This window comes from Halobacillus halophilus DSM 2266 (genome assembly GCF_000284515.1).
GTDB lineage: Bacteria > Bacillota > Bacilli > Bacillales > Halobacillaceae > Halobacillus > Halobacillus halophilus.
This window is the reverse complement of record NC_017668.1, coordinates 4,010,017-4,025,546: the sequence shown is the minus strand read 5'-3', so window position 1 is coordinate 4,025,546 and position 15,530 is coordinate 4,010,017. Positions and strand designations below refer to the sequence as shown.

At 38.7% G+C, this 15,530-nt stretch carries 14 protein-coding genes; 9 read left to right on the top strand and 5 right to left on the bottom strand.

The window, feature by feature from the left end:
• The first annotated feature begins 99 nt into the window (after positions 1–99).
• From HBHAL_RS19645 to HBHAL_RS19635, 3 genes are read left to right on the top strand one after another with little or no spacing between them, the layout of a single operon-like run.
• A complete protein-coding gene (locus HBHAL_RS19645; protein ID WP_223254241.1) occupies positions 100–2,484 on the top strand; it encodes a sigma factor-like helix-turn-helix DNA-binding protein in 2,385 nt (794 codons plus the stop codon).
• A gap of 15 nt (positions 2,485–2,499) precedes the next feature.
• Positions 2,500–3,765 carry a ParB/RepB/Spo0J family partition protein gene (locus HBHAL_RS19640; RefSeq protein ID WP_014645280.1) on the top strand — a complete coding sequence of 422 codons (1,266 nt, stop codon included), beginning with the start codon at positions 2,500–2,502 and terminating at the stop codon, positions 3,763–3,765.
• Positions 3,758–6,319 (top strand): SNF2-related protein, encoded by a 2,562-nt coding sequence (locus tag HBHAL_RS19635; protein ID WP_041601477.1) that lies wholly within the window; start codon positions 3,758–3,760, stop codon positions 6,317–6,319. The genes HBHAL_RS19640 and HBHAL_RS19635 overlap by 8 nt, the downstream gene beginning before the upstream one ends.
• A gap of 90 nt (positions 6,320–6,409) precedes the next feature.
• Here HBHAL_RS19635 and HBHAL_RS19630 read toward each other — a convergent pair whose 3' ends face one another.
• Entirely contained in the window at positions 6,410–6,610 is a 201-nt protein-coding gene (locus tag HBHAL_RS19630; protein ID WP_014645278.1) for a hypothetical protein, read from the bottom strand.
• A gap of 339 nt (positions 6,611–6,949) precedes the next feature.
• Between HBHAL_RS19630 and HBHAL_RS19625 the strand changes: the two genes are divergently transcribed.
• On the top strand, positions 6,950–7,819 hold the full coding sequence (locus HBHAL_RS19625) for an alpha/beta fold hydrolase (RefSeq protein WP_014645277.1): 870 nt from the start codon (positions 6,950–6,952) through the stop codon (positions 7,817–7,819).
• A 39-nt stretch (positions 7,820–7,858) separates the two neighbouring features.
• Here HBHAL_RS19625 and HBHAL_RS19620 read toward each other — a convergent pair whose 3' ends face one another.
• Positions 7,859–8,305, bottom strand: a complete 447-nt coding sequence (locus HBHAL_RS19620; RefSeq protein WP_014645276.1) for a hypothetical protein — start codon at positions 8,303–8,305, stop codon at positions 7,859–7,861.
• Positions 8,306–8,598: 293 nt separating this feature from the next.
• On the opposite strand from HBHAL_RS19620, the gene HBHAL_RS19615 reads away from it, so the two are divergent.
• The gene (locus tag HBHAL_RS19615) at positions 8,599–9,705 is read left to right on the top strand and encodes a GGDEF domain-containing protein (RefSeq protein ID WP_014645275.1); all 1,107 of its coding nucleotides are present in this window, start codon (positions 8,599–8,601) and stop codon (positions 9,703–9,705) included.
• A 199-nt stretch (positions 9,706–9,904) separates the two neighbouring features.
• Here HBHAL_RS19615 and HBHAL_RS21640 read toward each other — a convergent pair whose 3' ends face one another.
• Positions 9,905–10,135, bottom strand: coding sequence for a hypothetical protein (locus tag HBHAL_RS21640; protein ID WP_158512394.1), 231 nt, complete (start codon positions 10,133–10,135; stop codon positions 9,905–9,907).
• Between the two features lie 102 nt (positions 10,136–10,237).
• Here HBHAL_RS21640 and HBHAL_RS19605 point away from each other — a divergent pair, with 102 nt between their 5' ends.
• Complete coding sequence (locus HBHAL_RS19605; protein ID WP_223254239.1) at positions 10,238–10,609, top strand: CidA/LrgA family protein; 372 nt, start codon at positions 10,238–10,240, stop codon at positions 10,607–10,609.
• Complete coding sequence (locus HBHAL_RS19600; RefSeq protein ID WP_014645272.1) at positions 10,606–11,295, top strand: LrgB family protein; 690 nt, start codon at positions 10,606–10,608, stop codon at positions 11,293–11,295. The genes HBHAL_RS19605 and HBHAL_RS19600 overlap by 4 nt, the downstream gene beginning before the upstream one ends.
• A 61-nt stretch (positions 11,296–11,356) precedes the next feature.
• Here the strand turns inward: HBHAL_RS19600 and arr are convergent, their stop codons facing one another.
• Both arr and HBHAL_RS19590 read right to left on the bottom strand, forming a co-directional pair.
• On the bottom strand, positions 11,357–11,773 hold the full coding sequence (gene arr, locus HBHAL_RS19595) for an NAD(+)--rifampin ADP-ribosyltransferase (protein WP_014645271.1): 417 nt from the start codon (positions 11,771–11,773) through the stop codon (positions 11,357–11,359).
• Positions 11,774–11,992: 219 nt separating this feature from the next.
• Entirely contained in the window at positions 11,993–13,579 is a 1,587-nt protein-coding gene (locus HBHAL_RS19590) for a solute:sodium symporter family transporter (protein WP_014645270.1), read from the bottom strand.
• Between the two features lie 517 nt (positions 13,580–14,096).
• On the opposite strand from HBHAL_RS19590, the gene HBHAL_RS19585 reads away from it, so the two are divergent.
• On the top strand, positions 14,097–14,609 hold the full coding sequence (locus tag HBHAL_RS19585) for a hypothetical protein (RefSeq protein ID WP_014645269.1): 513 nt from the start codon (positions 14,097–14,099) through the stop codon (positions 14,607–14,609).
• A gap of 327 nt (positions 14,610–14,936) precedes the next feature.
• Positions 14,937–15,377, top strand: coding sequence for a hypothetical protein (locus tag HBHAL_RS19580; RefSeq protein ID WP_041601476.1), 441 nt, complete (start codon positions 14,937–14,939; stop codon positions 15,375–15,377).
• Positions 15,378–15,530 lie beyond the last annotated feature (153 nt).

Genomic DNA, 15,530 nt, shown 5'->3' with positions numbered 1-15,530 from the left:
CTTCCGAAATTTTTGCGAGGAGAAACATATATGCATCAACGAAGTAGGTTTCATTACTTATTTAATCCGTGTACGTTTTACTGTTTATTAGAATTCAATTTGTCAAAAAATATTATTGATAAACTTGTGGGAGATGGGTTTGTTGTCAATGATTTTTTAGTGGGTTCTACCAAGGTTTCCCAAATGCAAATGAAAAAGAAAGCAATAACTCAAAAAGTAATTGAGGCATTAGCTTCATTAACTCCTGAAGAGTATGTACAATCAGTTTACAAGTTGGGCGCTGCAAATTTATCAACGGCTAATATTCGATTGCTTGTAGATAACGACATCACATATCCTCAACTAGCATCTATGACATATGATGTTTTTTTTGAACGAATAGGACGAAAAAACAAAAAAGCTATTTTTAAACGGATCATGGAAGCGTATAACTCATGCGAAACTCTATTTCAATTAGACATCTCACCAAAAATGTACAATTTTTATTTATTCCAAATCTGCGAACAACTACCGCCACGTCATTATGTAACTATTGACTCCCTATGTAATGAGTTAAGTTTCAAACTTCAATTACCGAAAATTGAAATTGATAAGCAGAGGATCAAACAATTTTTAGAGAAAAAAACTACTGAAAAATACTTGACTTATACACCTCGCCTTGGATTCACTAAAAACTATAGAACAATAAAACTATTTTTAGCGAGAGATTTTAATGACAAGTATATATTGATTCGTCGTATGAATGGCGAGACCTTAAAGGAAATTGGTGTAAGCTTGGGTGTGTCACGTGAACGTATTCGACAGAGAGAAGCTAAATTGCTTAATCGTTTACCACAACTTGAAGAACTTATTTATTATAAGGAAATATTTGAAACATACAACTGGGATGAAAACCTGTTTTCTGCAGTGTACGGAGAAGCTTTGGAAGTGTATCAACTTTTAAATGTAAGACTAAAACGAGGTGTTAAGAGCGCTATAGAAGCGTTAAGAGAGCTCCCCTTAACAGAAGAACAGCAGAGAATAATCTTAGAACATTTTAATTGCTACATTAACTTTGAAAAACAAGTTGTATCTTACAATAATAAAGTAGCCTTCTTTGAGCATCTTATGTATCATTTCGGGCAAACTGCAGTAAGTAACGAGGAATTTATTGAGGTAGCGAACGACTATATTGCTGAGCATCAGTTGAGTCCGTCCCTTTTTTATACTGAGCGAAGTGGATTAGGGATACCAGATCGTTCGCAAAAGATTCTACGCACCAAAAGCAATAGTTTCCGGTTTTATGACACCACCATAATTGAACCCGAAGTGATTAACCATTTAAAAGATCTTTTAGATTTAGATCCCGGCGTGTATCATATGTCGAAATTATTTAAAGAAAATGAAGCTTTAATGTTTGAGCTAAACGTTAACTCAGAGTATGAGCTGCACAACTTATATAAGAAATGCATTGAGGTAGAGGGTGTGACTTTTACCAAAATGCCAGAATTTTGTGTGAAAACGAAAAAAGACGAGTTTTTGAAAAGTTTATTTTACGAGTTAGCACCGATCTCGATCGAGAAGTTTTTAGTTTATGTCGAAAATACCTATGGATTACGTAAAGATTCTTTATATAGCTTGTTGTACAGTGAGGCCTACTTACCCTTTATCCACAATAATGAAATTAAGGTGAAGTACACTAAAGTAAGTGAGGAAGAGTACGCGATGGTTGCCCCGCTATTAAAAGATGATATTTATACGGTTCAAGAGTTCATTGCACTTGGAGCTGTGAAGATTAGTAATTTTAAGGAGAAATTTATTAACAATCAAGCCTTAATGAAGCTTAACTACAGTTTAAAGGGAATTTTCGTGCTACACCGTAAGTACCTTTCAGTAGATCAATACTTTACTGAACTTATTCTAAAAGATGATATTTTCAAAAATATTCGAACACGACATTTTAAAACAAATCACTTTTTAACGGCATTATACAATTTAGAGAAAAATTTAGAAATTGTTAAAGTCGCGCCGGATGTTTATCTTACAAATGAAAAACTAGAAAATGTAGGTGTGACAAAGGAGGAATTAGTTGCCTATCGTGATGCAGCGTTCGAGTTTGCTAATACACCATATTTCACTTATTACTATTTAAAAAATGAAGGTTTTGAGCACGAGTTAGAAGACTATGGGTTTGAAGAAATTTTTTATGAACGCTTAATTTGGACCCACCCTGAGCTCCGAGCATTATACACGAAAAAGTGTACGATTTTTTCTAAGGGTAGACATGATTTTACTTTAAAAGATGTTTTGGAATGGTTATTTAACCAAAATGTTGATTCACTAGACTTCGATCTCTTACAAATAAGGTTGCAAAAGAAATTTGGAATATATATTAAAAGAGAAAAACTGCTTTATACCTTGCAAAATTCAGAATTGTATTATTCTAAGGAAATGAATAAGATTTACCGTAATAAAAAGATTTTTTATGAGGTCATTTACAGTTAAAAAGGGGTAACAAACATGCAAAATTTAAAAGAACTCATTGGTCAATCCATTATGAAATCAGAGGAAACTCGTCCTCTCACAATTAAAAATATACAAAAAATGCATAAGGTGCTAATCATTCCTTTAGAGTATTGCCATTACAACGAAAAGAATGGTCGGATCTCAACTTATATTAGTAAATATTTATCAACTGCTAATGAATTAAAAAAAGGTGATATAGAGGCTTACAATAAAGTATTGGAGCAGTTTATATATGAGTCTAATCCGAATGCGTTGGATAAAACAAAAAAAAACATACAATTACTCGGCCAACTTGAGCCGGGCGTTATTCTAAATGATGGCCGAATCATTGATGGGAATCGACGTTTTACAGCACTTCGCAAATTAAAAGAAGATGGCAATGCTGACATATTCTTTAAAGCGATCTTATTAGATCAATCAGAAGGCATAGATGAAAAAGATATTAAGAAGCTTGAATTACAACTGCAGCACGGTAAAGAGAAACCAGTTGAGTATAATCCGATCGATAATTTAGTCGATATTTACCAAGATATTATTGAAAATGAGCTTTTTTCGGTTGAAGAGTATAGCCAATATGTCAACAAAAATGTTAGTGATGTTAAGAAAATGGTTAAGCGAGCGATATTAATGAATCAATTTTTACAATATATTAATGCCGAAAAGCAGTATTACATTGCCCGTGATTGGGAATTTGATACGATTTTACAGGATATGTTAAACATCATTGAACGACAGCTAAAGGGCATCGATGTTATTAATATTTTAGATGATAAGACCGATAAACATGAGGTTCAAGAATATTTATGCATTCGTAATACCTTATTTACGTTGGCACTTACAGGTCGAATGTTACACACCCATGACCTGTCTCGTCATATGCGAGATATAGGTAAACATGTTATAGACTCAGATGAAAAGGACGACTTTTTAGATGATATAGAAGACCATGTTGATGATATTTATGATACGCTTCACGAGCACGACAAAATTGACTTAGAAACACTCAAAGAAGTAAGTAGGGAGATCGATAAAGTACAACAAGACCTCGCTCAAAAAGGGGAAGAGTATATAGAAAGTGGCAAACAAAGCGATGTACAAACAAAGCCTGTTTCAATTATGAACAAAGTACTAAAAGACTTAGAGAAACTGGATTTTGTCCAGTTAAAATACATGGATGATGAAACTGAACAAGACTTTCTCACACATTATAGTAAGCTTAAAAAGGAAATGGAGAAAATTGACGAGGCATTACGTGTATAAAGCGCTCAACTTGCAACCGTCCTATTTTTCAAATGAAGAGAATATTACAAATGCTTTTTATATACCTGTACTAGAAAAAACAGTGAAATACGATCGGGTAAGTGCCTATTTTAGTTTTAAATCATTAGCTGCTTACGCCAAAGGAATAGAAGGTTTGGTTAGCCATAATGGAAAAATGCGCTTTATCATATCTCATGAAATTAGCCTTCAGGACTACGAAATACTCAAAGCAGGCTATTCATTAAGAAAAACAATAATTCCTGAGCTACCAAGCGATTTTCGAAAACTTAGCTTAGAAGAACAACGTAATGTTAGAAACTTCGCCCATTTAATTGCTCAAGGTGTGATTGATATTAAAATGGGCTTCACGCATAGTGGGTTATTTCATAGTAAATATGGCATTTGTCAGGATGTAGATGGAAACCTTATTTACTTTAGTGGCTCGAATAATGAAACAGCAGCTGCCCTTACAAAAAATTATGAAGCTTTTGATGTCACTGCATCTTGGAAAAGTGCTCCATTTGATTCACAGCGGATTACTCGAGCGATTACACATTTTGAAGAGCTCTGGCAAGGCGGATCAAAAGACGGATACGTCTTTGTAAAAGATATTGATGAGATCATTAAACAAAAATTGGTTCAATATGATAAGGGGAAACTTATTTTGAATTCAACACTATTAACACCCAATTCGCTTATTTTGGATTATGTAGATGACCAATTAGTCGTACACGACAATGTCAGCTCGTACACTATCAAAGGAACGGAGTCTATCTTTCAGTCGAAGTTGTTTGCGTATATAAACGGCAGTTTCCCAAATTTCGAGAAAAATTTAACACATCTTCATTTACAAGATATTATTAAACATCTAACAAAATTCGCCAAACGAAAAAAATTTGAAATTGTTATAACCGAAGCGCTACAGCAATTTATCTCACAAAAGGCATATTATATTAAAGAACGAGCTGATTATGGAACAGCGATTAAATATTATCAAGAAGATTTGGATCCGGTAATTGCCGAAAGGTTTAAAGAGTTTAAAGAAATTGCCGTAAAGGCTATGGCAAGACAACCGCGAGACGTTCAGCTTTGGAGCGGCTTTTATATGTATGAAATGCAGAGAGCTTCAAATTTTTCAGTGCCCGGGGCTGGGAAAACCACCATGGCATACCTTGTTTTTTCTTATTTAACATCACCTGAAGTTGATAATGTTGATAAGATTGTCATGATTGGTCCAAAAAACTCATTCTTGGCATGGAAGCAAGAGTTTCGCGAAAACTTTGGAGAAAATAAGACACTACGAGTACTAGATGTTCAGAGTCATAAATATTCACCGACCGAGTTTATAACCGAGGCTGGAAAATGCAATATAATATTAGTCAATTATGAATCTGTTCAAAAATACCAGGATGTTCTAAGCAGCGTAATCGATGAGCGGACGATGCTTATTTTAGATGAGGTACATAAAATTAAGGGCATTGAAAGTTCTCGTGCGCAATCGGTGATGGCCGTCACCAAACGTGCTAAACTTAAATATGCTTTAACTGGTACCCCCATTCCTAATTCGTATGAAGATATATATAATTTGTTAAAAATCTTATATGATGATGAGTACGGATTGTACTTTAATTTCAGAAAGGATCAATTGAAAAATCCTAATGCAGTTATGATTGAACGAATCAATGATTTATTATATCCGTTTTTTTGGCGAACCACCAAAGCTCAACTCCAGGTGCCGCCGGCGAGAGAAAATGAATTGTTATACGTAATGGCTAATGAACAAGAACAACAGCTTCTTAATTTATTGTATCGAAAGTATGGACATTCCGTTTTCCATCTCTACATTCGTTTGATTCAAGCTTCTGTAAATCCGTTACTTTTACTAAACAGTATTGATTATGTTGAAATGTACGGTGAAGATTCCAATAACCTTGAGAACCCTTGGAACTCAGTGGATTCAGATAGAATTCAATTTACAGAGGAAGAAGTTAATTTAATTCGTAGTTTGCCCAAAACGTCAAAATACCATGAGGCCATTAACTTAGCAAGCTCACTGTGTAAAGAGAAAAAGCAAACAATAATATGGTGTATTTTTGTTGATACGATGTTATCTCTTAAACATGACTTTCATCAAAGAGGCATTAATGCAAAAGTTATTTATGGTGAAACTAAGCAGCAAGATCGCAATACTATTATTGAAGAATTTTTAAACAGTAAAATCGATGTTTTGATCACCAATCCTCATACATTAGGTGAGTCAGTTTCATTACATCATACTTGCCACGATGCCATTTATTTGGAATATTCCTTTAACCTGACACACCTTCTCCAATCACGCGATCGGATCCATCGTCTGGGTTTAAAGAAAGATGCTTACACTCAATATTACTTTCTGATGTTACAAGGTCAGAAAGATGAGCGAAATTCGCTTGATGAACGCATTTATTATCGCTTAATGGATAAGGAAGACCGTATGCTCTCTGCCATTGAACGAGGAGTGTTGACCCCGGATCCAACGGTAAACTTATCTGATATAATTGCTTTATTTGATTAATATTTGGGGATCATAAAATAAAATTATTAGGGTCACACATACGTACCACTAAATAAAAAAACCTGCTACAGCCTGTGGGAATAGCGGCTGTTACAGGTTTTTTATCATTCCTTTATCTCTAAACAGACCGACTATTCCAAAGATCATTCCAATAACACCTGTAACCAGTGTGAACAAGAAAATGGCAAAAGTAGGCAGGTTCGGCTGCGAATAAGATAGTACAAGAATTAAGGCTATCCCTAAAGAGATCCCGCTTATAAATATGGATATACTACTCGGTTTTTTCAACATCCATCATTCCCTCCTTACATCCTTTATTTTCTTAACTTGTAAATTATTAAATATATTCTCATTTAGGACCGTCAGAAAAACAAAAATAGTTTTTAAAACATTCGCAATCTATTAAGAAAAGTTATTTTAATAAAAAACCTTTATGAATGACTGGGGAGATGATGATTCGAAAACATTTTTATTACGTGACTGAACTGCATCTGATCTAATTCATATAGCTTTTCGATTGGGTTATTTTACTAATTTACCTAAATAAGATACCTTCTAATTGATTAAACGATTAGAGAGGAGTACAGTGGCACCATATTGAAAGTATTTGTAAGAAAGGTGGTAGGAATCATGCAAGAAGGATATGTGAAAGTCAACGAAGTCAATCTTCATTACGTCACAGAAGGAGAAGGCGAGCTCATGCTGTTTCTCCACGGGTTCCCTTACTTCTGGTACAACTGGCATCACCAAATCGCAGAATTCTCGAAGGATTATCGTGTTGTCGCGGTGGATATGAGAGGGTATAACCTTTCAGATAAGCCTGAAGAGGTTTCTTCTTACGACATGCCGGTGCTGGTTGAGGATGTGAAGCAGCTGATTGAATCCTTCGGGGAGAAGGACTGCGTTTTAGTCGCTCATGACTGGGGCGGGGCGATTGCGTGGACGCTTGCGTACACGGAGCCTGACTATGTGAAGAAACTGATCATGTTTGATGCGCCTCATCCGTACACGTTCAGGCGTGAACTGAAGGAGAATCCGGGGCAGCGCGAAGCGAGCAGTTATATGGGCTATTTCCAGCGTACGGACTCGCACGATAAGCTGCTGGAGAACAATGCGGAGCGGTTGAGAAAGATGATGACGGAACCTGGTAAGAAGAAGGGGTATCTGACCGAAGAGGATGAGCAGAAGTACATAGAGGCATGGATGCAGCCGGGTGCGATGAAATCGATGCTTCATTATTATCGGGCGGCTTCGTTCTATCCGTTCGAGGAGCAAGTGAAACAGCCGCTGGATCTGCCTTATGAAATGTTCGAGTCACCGACGTTGATCATCTGGGGCGATGCGGATCCTGCTTTTGAAAACAGCAATCTGGACGGAGTGGAAGACTATGTGCGTGACCTAACGATTCATCGTATGGAAGGGGTCAGCCATGCTCCGCATCATGAACAGCCTGAAACGGTCAATCGTTATATGCGCGAGTTTTTAGAAGAAAAGCAATAAGCGAAAGGGCGATCCTCACGGAGAGGATCGCCCTTTTTTCTATTCAGTAACACATATCCATACATCTCCGTTGGTTATTTCTGCATACACATCCCGGTCGCAGCCGGTCAGGATATGATCAGCTTTCTTCTCTGTGACCGTTTCCTGCGCTCCCTCTTTCACTTGAATCGTTTCTCCGTCTCGTTCTTCGATTTCTCCGTAGTTTTCTACATAGTAGCCGTCTTCATTCCATTGTTCTAATGCCCTATTGTTTTGCGAGAAGGTGATCTCCCCATCTGCAAGCGTAAATAAAGCTATCAACACTCCTATGAACACGAGTGCCCAGGACCCGTAGCGCAGGCGGTCGATTTTCACACGTGGCAAGTCAAACTTGCCCTTCGAAATAGCGATTGATAAAGCTACGCCTCCCGCCGCAATCAGGATCGCTACCACCAGCCAAATCCATACTGTCCCAGTTGATCCGTAATCCCGTAGCAGTTCTTCCACACGATCTCCTCCCTATGTTTATAAAACTTCCCCTTTCATAGTTTAAAGAAAACGTAAAAAGACCTATTTTTTTACAAAATAATAGTTCTTCATTCATGTCTTATCCACGGTTTCTCTTCGTTTTAAAGTTATAAGAAAAGATAATAAGCAAAAGGGCGGTCTTCAACGGGAAGGGTCGTCCTTTTTGTTCTTAATAATGTTTTGACCAGGACAAAAGAATTAGAGTAAGATGTAAGAAATAGATTCGAAGAACACCAAGCTCTCAAATATGACAAATAAGGGGCAGAAGAGACATGGACTATGTCGTGCAATTTCAAGTAAATATCTTTGCGATCATGATTCTTGCTGTGCTCTTTATCATTATGCGGGCAAAATCCAGAGTGAAAAGCTTCAGTAAGCGTCTGTTGAAGATGATTATGGTGGTTGCGGCTGTGGCGATCGTCTTTGAACCGCTGACCTGGATTTTTGACGGTAAATTCTTCAATGGTGCCTATGTCCTCGAGTACTCGACCAATTTTATTCTGTTTCTATGCGGCCCGGTGCTCGGTGGTCTAATGCTTTCCTATGTCGATTACCACCTGTTTGGAAACCCCTCTCGTGTTTATAGGAGGTGGTTCTACCAGCACCTCAGTGTTCTCACTTTGTTTATACTGCTCGTGAACCTTATGTATCCTGTTTATTTTGATGTGGACCCTTCTAGCCATAACTACATAAGCGGTGATTATAAAGACTTACATAACGCGCTTCTAATTGGTCAATACATCGCTATTTGTGTGATGGTGGTTCGTAACCGCGGCAGAATTTCTTCCCCTGTGAAATGGATCTTCCTTATTTTCTTCGCTTTACCCATTGTCGGGATGTTCGTTCAGCTGTTTGATAAGCAGTTGTATTTTTCCTGGACATCGATTGTGCTTGTCGTTCTTATGGCGTACACATTTCTTGAATCGACTGCGACCGAGCAGGATTACCTGACGAATCTGTATAACCGGCAGAGCTATGAAACTTACCTTCAGCACCTGATCGAAAGGGAGCGTGCGTTTGGAATTGTGCTGATCGATTTGAATGATTTTAAGCACATTAACGATGAGTATGGCCATTATAAAGGGGACCAGGTCTTAATCGAATTTGGACGGGTCCTTGTAGATGCCTTTCCTAACCAGGCCCTGGCTGCACGGCTGGGGGGCGACGAGTTTATCGTCCTGGTAGAGAACGGCAGGGATATTGATACTTATGTGTCCAGCATTCACCGTTTGCTTGAAAAAAGTGATGATCCTTTGTTGCAAAGTTTAAGCTTCAGCTATGGCTACCAGGTTTATCAAGAGGGGATGTCAATGGATGAGCTGTACACGTTGGTTGATAAGAAAATGTATAACGATAAGCGTTCGAAGCGGTCGATGTGAGCAACTGAAAGAAGTTAGAAAAACGTGTAATCGTTTTCTATGATGATCGTTCTGCACCTGTTCTCTCCCAGAGGGTCGGGTGCTTTTTTTAATGCTGTAAATTCATCAGAAATAAAGTTATCATAGTGGAGGTATCTTAAGAGGTCTTATCTGGTGAGTTTAGTAGAAAATCCTCGTCTTTAACCTGGACGAAGCCTTTTTAGTAAAGAAACATCATAAGCAATATGAGTACACTTGTACTTATAAAAATCCAGGCAGCGGGTTTTCTTTTTTCCAATAAAAAGTCGATTCCCAAAAACATCATCATCAAGAAAAAGGATAGAATGGTCAAGCCTGAGGAATAAGGTAAGTCTGTGTATCTTGTTAATAATAGATATCCCACTAGTATAAACGGGAAAACGAGGGTAAGCCCTTGAACTATGTTTTTCATAATCTTCAAAGGACCCTCTCCCTTAAAATAGAATGGATTCTAAGTTATTCTATATTCAATCTCACAAAATTGCAAAATTTTCCATGGAAAGAAGGATTCAAGTTGTTCAAAGACAAAGCAATCATCATACCTATACAAATTGCCATGTTATATTTGATTTATTTAGCAGGCAAAGGGATCCAGAACCTGTTTAATCTGTTCATTCCGGGCAGTGTGATCGGCCTCTTGATCCTGTTCACGTTACTATCTTTAAAACTGGTACCGGAGTGGATTCTGCAACAAGGAGTCTCATTTATGGTTAGACACCTGCCCTTCTTTTTCATACCAGCGACGGTAGGCATCATCAGCTATGCGTATGTATTTCAAGGAAAAGGCGTGCTGCTGATTGTAATTGGTCTCTTCAGTACGGCGCTCGTCATGGCGCTGGCTGGTCGGGTGACCCAGTGGATGGTGAAAAGGAGGGAAGAAGCATGAATCCTACGCTTGTGGCTTTATTTATGATCGGGTTCACGATTGCTGCTTACATCGGGTCTCTCCAACTTTACCGGAAGCACCGCCGCATCTACACAACACCTGTCATTGTCGCGACCATTGTGATCATCGTGTTTCTGCTGCTTTTTCAAATTCCTTATGATACGTATATGGTAGGCGGGAAATGGATTGATCGTCTGTTAGGTCCGGCGGTTGTGGCGCTCGCTTACCCGCTCTATCAGCACCGGGAGATTCTGAGAAAGATGCTTGTGCCCATCATGACGGGGACCACAATCGGAGCGGTGGTCGGCATCAGCTCTGGTCTCTTGCTTAGTAAATGGGCCGGCTTCAGCAGCCAGATTATCCATTCGATCGTGCCTAAATCGGTCACGACACCTGTTGCGATGTCAATCTCCGAGTCCACTGGCGGCGTAATGCCGCTCACCGCCGTATTCGTGATGATCGCCGGGATCGGCGGGATGCTGATTCATCCCGTCGTCATGCGTTACAGCGGTCTGACCCACCGGATTGGCCGGGGTGTCGGGATGGGCAGTGCTTCCCACGCGATCGGCACGGCGGCTTCGATGGAACGGGATACGCTGGAAGGCTCGATCAGTACGGTAGCAATGATCCTGAGTGCGGTGATTGTCTCGATTATTGCGCCGGGACTGACGCTGTTGCTGTTGTAATAAAAAAGAAAGCTCTGATCCATTAAGGGTCAGAGCTTTCTTAGTGGTATTGGGGCAAGGATTAATCGTCTATGACAGCCTTTCCTTGTGCACGTAACTCATGAATAGAGGTAACCATGTGATTGATTTCTTCCTCAGAATGTCTTTCCCATGAACCTAGCTCAGCTACAATTTTCAAAGGTGATTTCGACCTGTAAGAGCGTGTAGGATTACCAGGGAATTTTTTGTCCGTTACGTTCGGGTCATTTTCAAAATCGCCTACTGGTTCTACCATGTAGATTCTTTCCTGAGATGAAGAGGAGGCTAATTCAGCGCCCCATTTGGCAGCTTCCAGCGAGGCCGTAAAATAAATGTAGTTCGATTTCTTGTCCTGGTAATTGGAGCGGTATTGCGGTTTTAACAGCTCTCCAATTTTTAGTTCGGCTTTTGTACCGTGAAAGAAGGGACCAGGGTCTAAGACATCTTTTTTCCCATTCAAATGGATACACCTCTCCGGGTTTAGACTTGTATATAACAGTATAGATCAGGGTCCATAGAAAGAGTAGTCTATAATTTACGGCCAGCTCGCGATATAATGGAAGTAGAAAGAAGGATTCCATCCATCCTTTGTAGAAGCAGCGTTCCATTAAAGGGAATTTATTACAATAAAAAGGGAACTCAAAACTTTTGAGTTCCCTTTTGCTATAGATTGTTAGTTTTATAGAATTCCAACCGGTGATAATAGTGTATAGATAATAATCATCGCAATGGTTACGGCAATTCCAACTGGATATAACAACTTCCACGGCGTCATATCTACTTTGGATTTTTCTTCTAGATAGAAATCTTCGTTTCTTGGATAAAGCTTTCCGATTATTAACATTAGCGTTGCACATACAACGAACAATATACCCAGGATATGAAGGAAGTGTAAGCCAGTATCCCACACTAACTGCGTCGTTGCGTAAGTCGATATAAATACAAACAACGCGATCTTCGCTGCAATGGCCGGCACTCGTTTGGTGAGATAACCGACAATCATAATTGTGAAGATCGGCACGTTATAAAATCCATTGACCATCTGCAGGTATTGGAAAAAACCTTGTGGTACTAAGTCGATTAATGGCGCAATACTGATCGCGAATAAAGCAATGACCGTACCGACGTATTTCCCTTTACGGACCACTTCTTTATCAGAAGCCTTTGGTTTGAAATAGGGCTTGTATATATTTAACGCAATCAATGTAACCGATGAGTTTAAAGCTGAGTTAAAGGAAGAAAGAATCGCTCCAAACAACACCGCCGCGAAAAAGCCTACTAAAGGTGTTGGCAGAATCTCATTTACTAGTCTTGGATAAGCATTGGTTGGTTCCATATCCGGACCGAACATATTAAAAGCGATGATCCCTGGTAAGATAAGAAAAATGGGTCCCAGCAATTTTAAGAAGGCCGCAATCAGGACGCCTTTTTGTCCTTCTTTTAAACTTTTAGCTGAAATGGCCCGCTGCATAATATGCTGAGCCGTACCCCAGTAGAACAGGTTCACAAGCAGCATCCCGGTAAACATGGTACTAAATGGGACGGGGCTGTCAGAATCACCAATGGAGTTCATCTTCTCCGGAGAATTTTCCAGAATGGTCGAGAAGCCGGCGCCAATGGAGCCATCGCCGAGGACGAATAAGCCGATAACCGGAATCATTAACCCGCCAAATAAAAGTCCAATTCCATTAATCGAGTCGGAAACGGCAACCGCTTTCAAACCACCGAAAATAGCGTAAATAGAGCCGACAATTCCTATAGCTAATACGGTAACATATAAAGAGGGTATCCTGCCGATGCCCAGCGCTTCCGGAATGTTGAACAATCCATTCATGGCAACGGCTCCGGAATATAAAATCGGCGGTAATAGATTTAATATATAGCCGAATAAGAACAGGATCGTGACGATCTGCTTGGTACCAAAATCATAGCGGTCTTCTAGAAAGTCCGGAATCGTGGTAATGCCGCCTTTTAAGTATCTTGGTAAAAGGAAAAAGGCCACGACGACGAGCGCTATAGCAGCACCTACTTCCCACCCCATGACCGCAATGGTGTCGGAATACCCTTGAGCGTTCAGCCCGATTAATTGTTCCGTTGACAGGTTCGTTAGCATCAATGAACCTGCAATCGTCCATGCACCTAGACTCCTGCCTCCCAGGAAGTAACCATCCTGCGAATTCAAATCTTCTTTTCTCGTAATATAATAGGAAATTAAAGCAACTAAACCTGTGAAAAATAAAAACGATATAATCGTAAATGGATTCATATTTTTCTCTCCTTTTAATTAGGTGGGGACTTTCTTTTGGTCTACATAAGCATGGAATCTGCATCTAAGACTTACGTAAAGGCACGAGATGGTAGTCTATGTACCGAACACGATATTGAATGCGTTTGCAAAGTAGTTTATAAAATAATTTAATTAATTATATGCTAAGGTAACATATGGAATCGTGTTATAAAAGACATAATGAAAATTTTGGGTAAATTTCAAGAGTTTTATAGTTAACTTCGTTAAATTACTTTACTTTTAGGGCGTGTTTTAGAAACCTCTATTTTTCAATAAGCCATTTTGAGAAAGGGGTTTTGAATTAACGGGATTTGCAACTCACACTAGTGTTAAGAAGGTGTCATGAAACTTTAGCGATTGTTATATATCGTAGTTTGATATGTTTATAAGTCTCTAGGTCATGACAGCTTTAGTTTGTATGGACAGAATGATCATTATGTTTACGTTGATTATGAAAAGGATAATTTTGTAATATACAATAAGCTAGGAGGATACTATGAAAAAGCTAGCTTTACCATTTATTTTAATGTCTGTTTTCTTAGTAGCTTGTAGTCAAACAGAGTCAGAAGAAAATTTAGTCGAATATAATACAGAAGAAGTCAGTAGGTTCTTAAAACACTTGTCCTTCAACCCGCAAATCCCAACTTTACTTCCTTTTAAACCTGAAAAGATAACTGTTTCAGGAAGTGATCGAGTCATGAATAACAATGAGGCAGACTATCAAACCAACGATTTTTACTTCCATAAAGACACTAAAAATCTCACTACGCCAGATCTCTCCTTTAGAACATCCATTTCTAAAGATTTGATTGACAATACGGATGAGACTGTGGAATTAGAGGATGGAACTAAGGCCCAATTTGGAGTGAATAACTCTGGAATTAAGACTTTGAAATGGAAAGATCATAAGGATGATAACATTTATTACCAGCTTTTCGCCTATAAAAAATCCTCTATTTCTAAAGAGCAGCTTATCGATATAGCGAATCATTTTAGTCATCCCGAATAATTGAACTTATAAGTAATTCGGAATTACTTACTTTGAAAAGGAATAATGCATAATAAGACACTCATTAAAGGGTGTCTTATTTTTTGGGGAGTTCAATTGGAAGACCTGGAAGCGTAATAAAGCATGCCTGGATCGAACGAACCAACTCGATCTGGCCTGCAGTCTATTATTCATGGACTCACTAACGGAGTCATGGTGGTGCTGACAGGTTTAGGGTGAAATGAATAGAATCGCATGATGACTAGTTCATGGCATTTGTTAATTTAAAAAAATACGTTACGCTAATCTAAGGTTTTGAAATAATTGTGTAATAAAGGTGGTGTAGATTTGAAGAAAGGCATTATGATAGTGATCCTAATTGCTTCCCTGACACTAGTAACTGCCTGTTCAGGAGGGGAGACTGAATTGGATAGTGATGAGAAGATTGAAGCTTTTATAGCAAATACATTAGGTAATGAAGAAGGTGCTTATAAAGAAGTCAATTCTCAGATTATCATGGAAGGATCTGGAGATACACTAGAGGTGGAGGCGAGAAAGATCGAAGACTACTACTCTAAGCAAGGGGATTATATTAAAACGATCCTGACTCATTCTACTACCAAGGAAGGGGACGTTACTAAGGAGTTGAATGATCCATTAACATCTATGATTCCTGAAGATTTTACCTTTGAGGAGGACACCCTGTTTCCTGTTAGTAGCGAATTAAGTGAAGAGGATAAGAGACAGCTCAAAGAGCATATACTGAATGAGTTTAAGGAAAAGTTCTAAGCTGATTCAATAATAGTCAGTGTGTGAAGCTGGCCCAGTGAAGAAGTGATATATAATAAAGACTCCAGGGCGATCACGTTCACAAAGTGGTCGCCCATTTTAATTTCTAAAAAAAAGATTGCAAAACGACATCGGTGTCGCTATAATTAAAAT

What these genes read in the sequence shown, in the direction of transcription:
- HBHAL_RS19640 (WP_014645280.1), top strand. Translation starts at nt 2,500, where the DNA reads ATGCAAAATTTAAAAGAACTCATTGGTCAATCCATTATGAAATCAGAG.
- HBHAL_RS19630 (WP_014645278.1), bottom strand. Translation starts at nt 6,610, where the DNA reads ATGTTGAAAAAACCGAGTAGTATATCCATATTTATAAGCGGGATCTCT.
- HBHAL_RS19625 (WP_014645277.1), top strand. Translation starts at nt 6,950, where the DNA reads ATGCAAGAAGGATATGTGAAAGTCAACGAAGTCAATCTTCATTACGTC.
- HBHAL_RS19615 (WP_014645275.1), top strand. Translation starts at nt 8,599, where the DNA reads ATGGACTATGTCGTGCAATTTCAAGTAAATATCTTTGCGATCATGATT.
- HBHAL_RS21640 (WP_158512394.1), bottom strand. Translation starts at nt 10,135, where the DNA reads ATGAAAAACATAGTTCAAGGGCTTACCCTCGTTTTCCCGTTTATACTA.
- HBHAL_RS19600 (WP_014645272.1), top strand. Translation starts at nt 10,606, where the DNA reads ATGAATCCTACGCTTGTGGCTTTATTTATGATCGGGTTCACGATTGCT.
- HBHAL_RS19590 (WP_014645270.1), bottom strand. Translation starts at nt 13,579, where the DNA reads ATGAATCCATTTACGATTATATCGTTTTTATTTTTCACAGGTTTAGTT.
- HBHAL_RS19585 (WP_014645269.1), top strand. Translation starts at nt 14,097, where the DNA reads ATGAAAAAGCTAGCTTTACCATTTATTTTAATGTCTGTTTTCTTAGTA.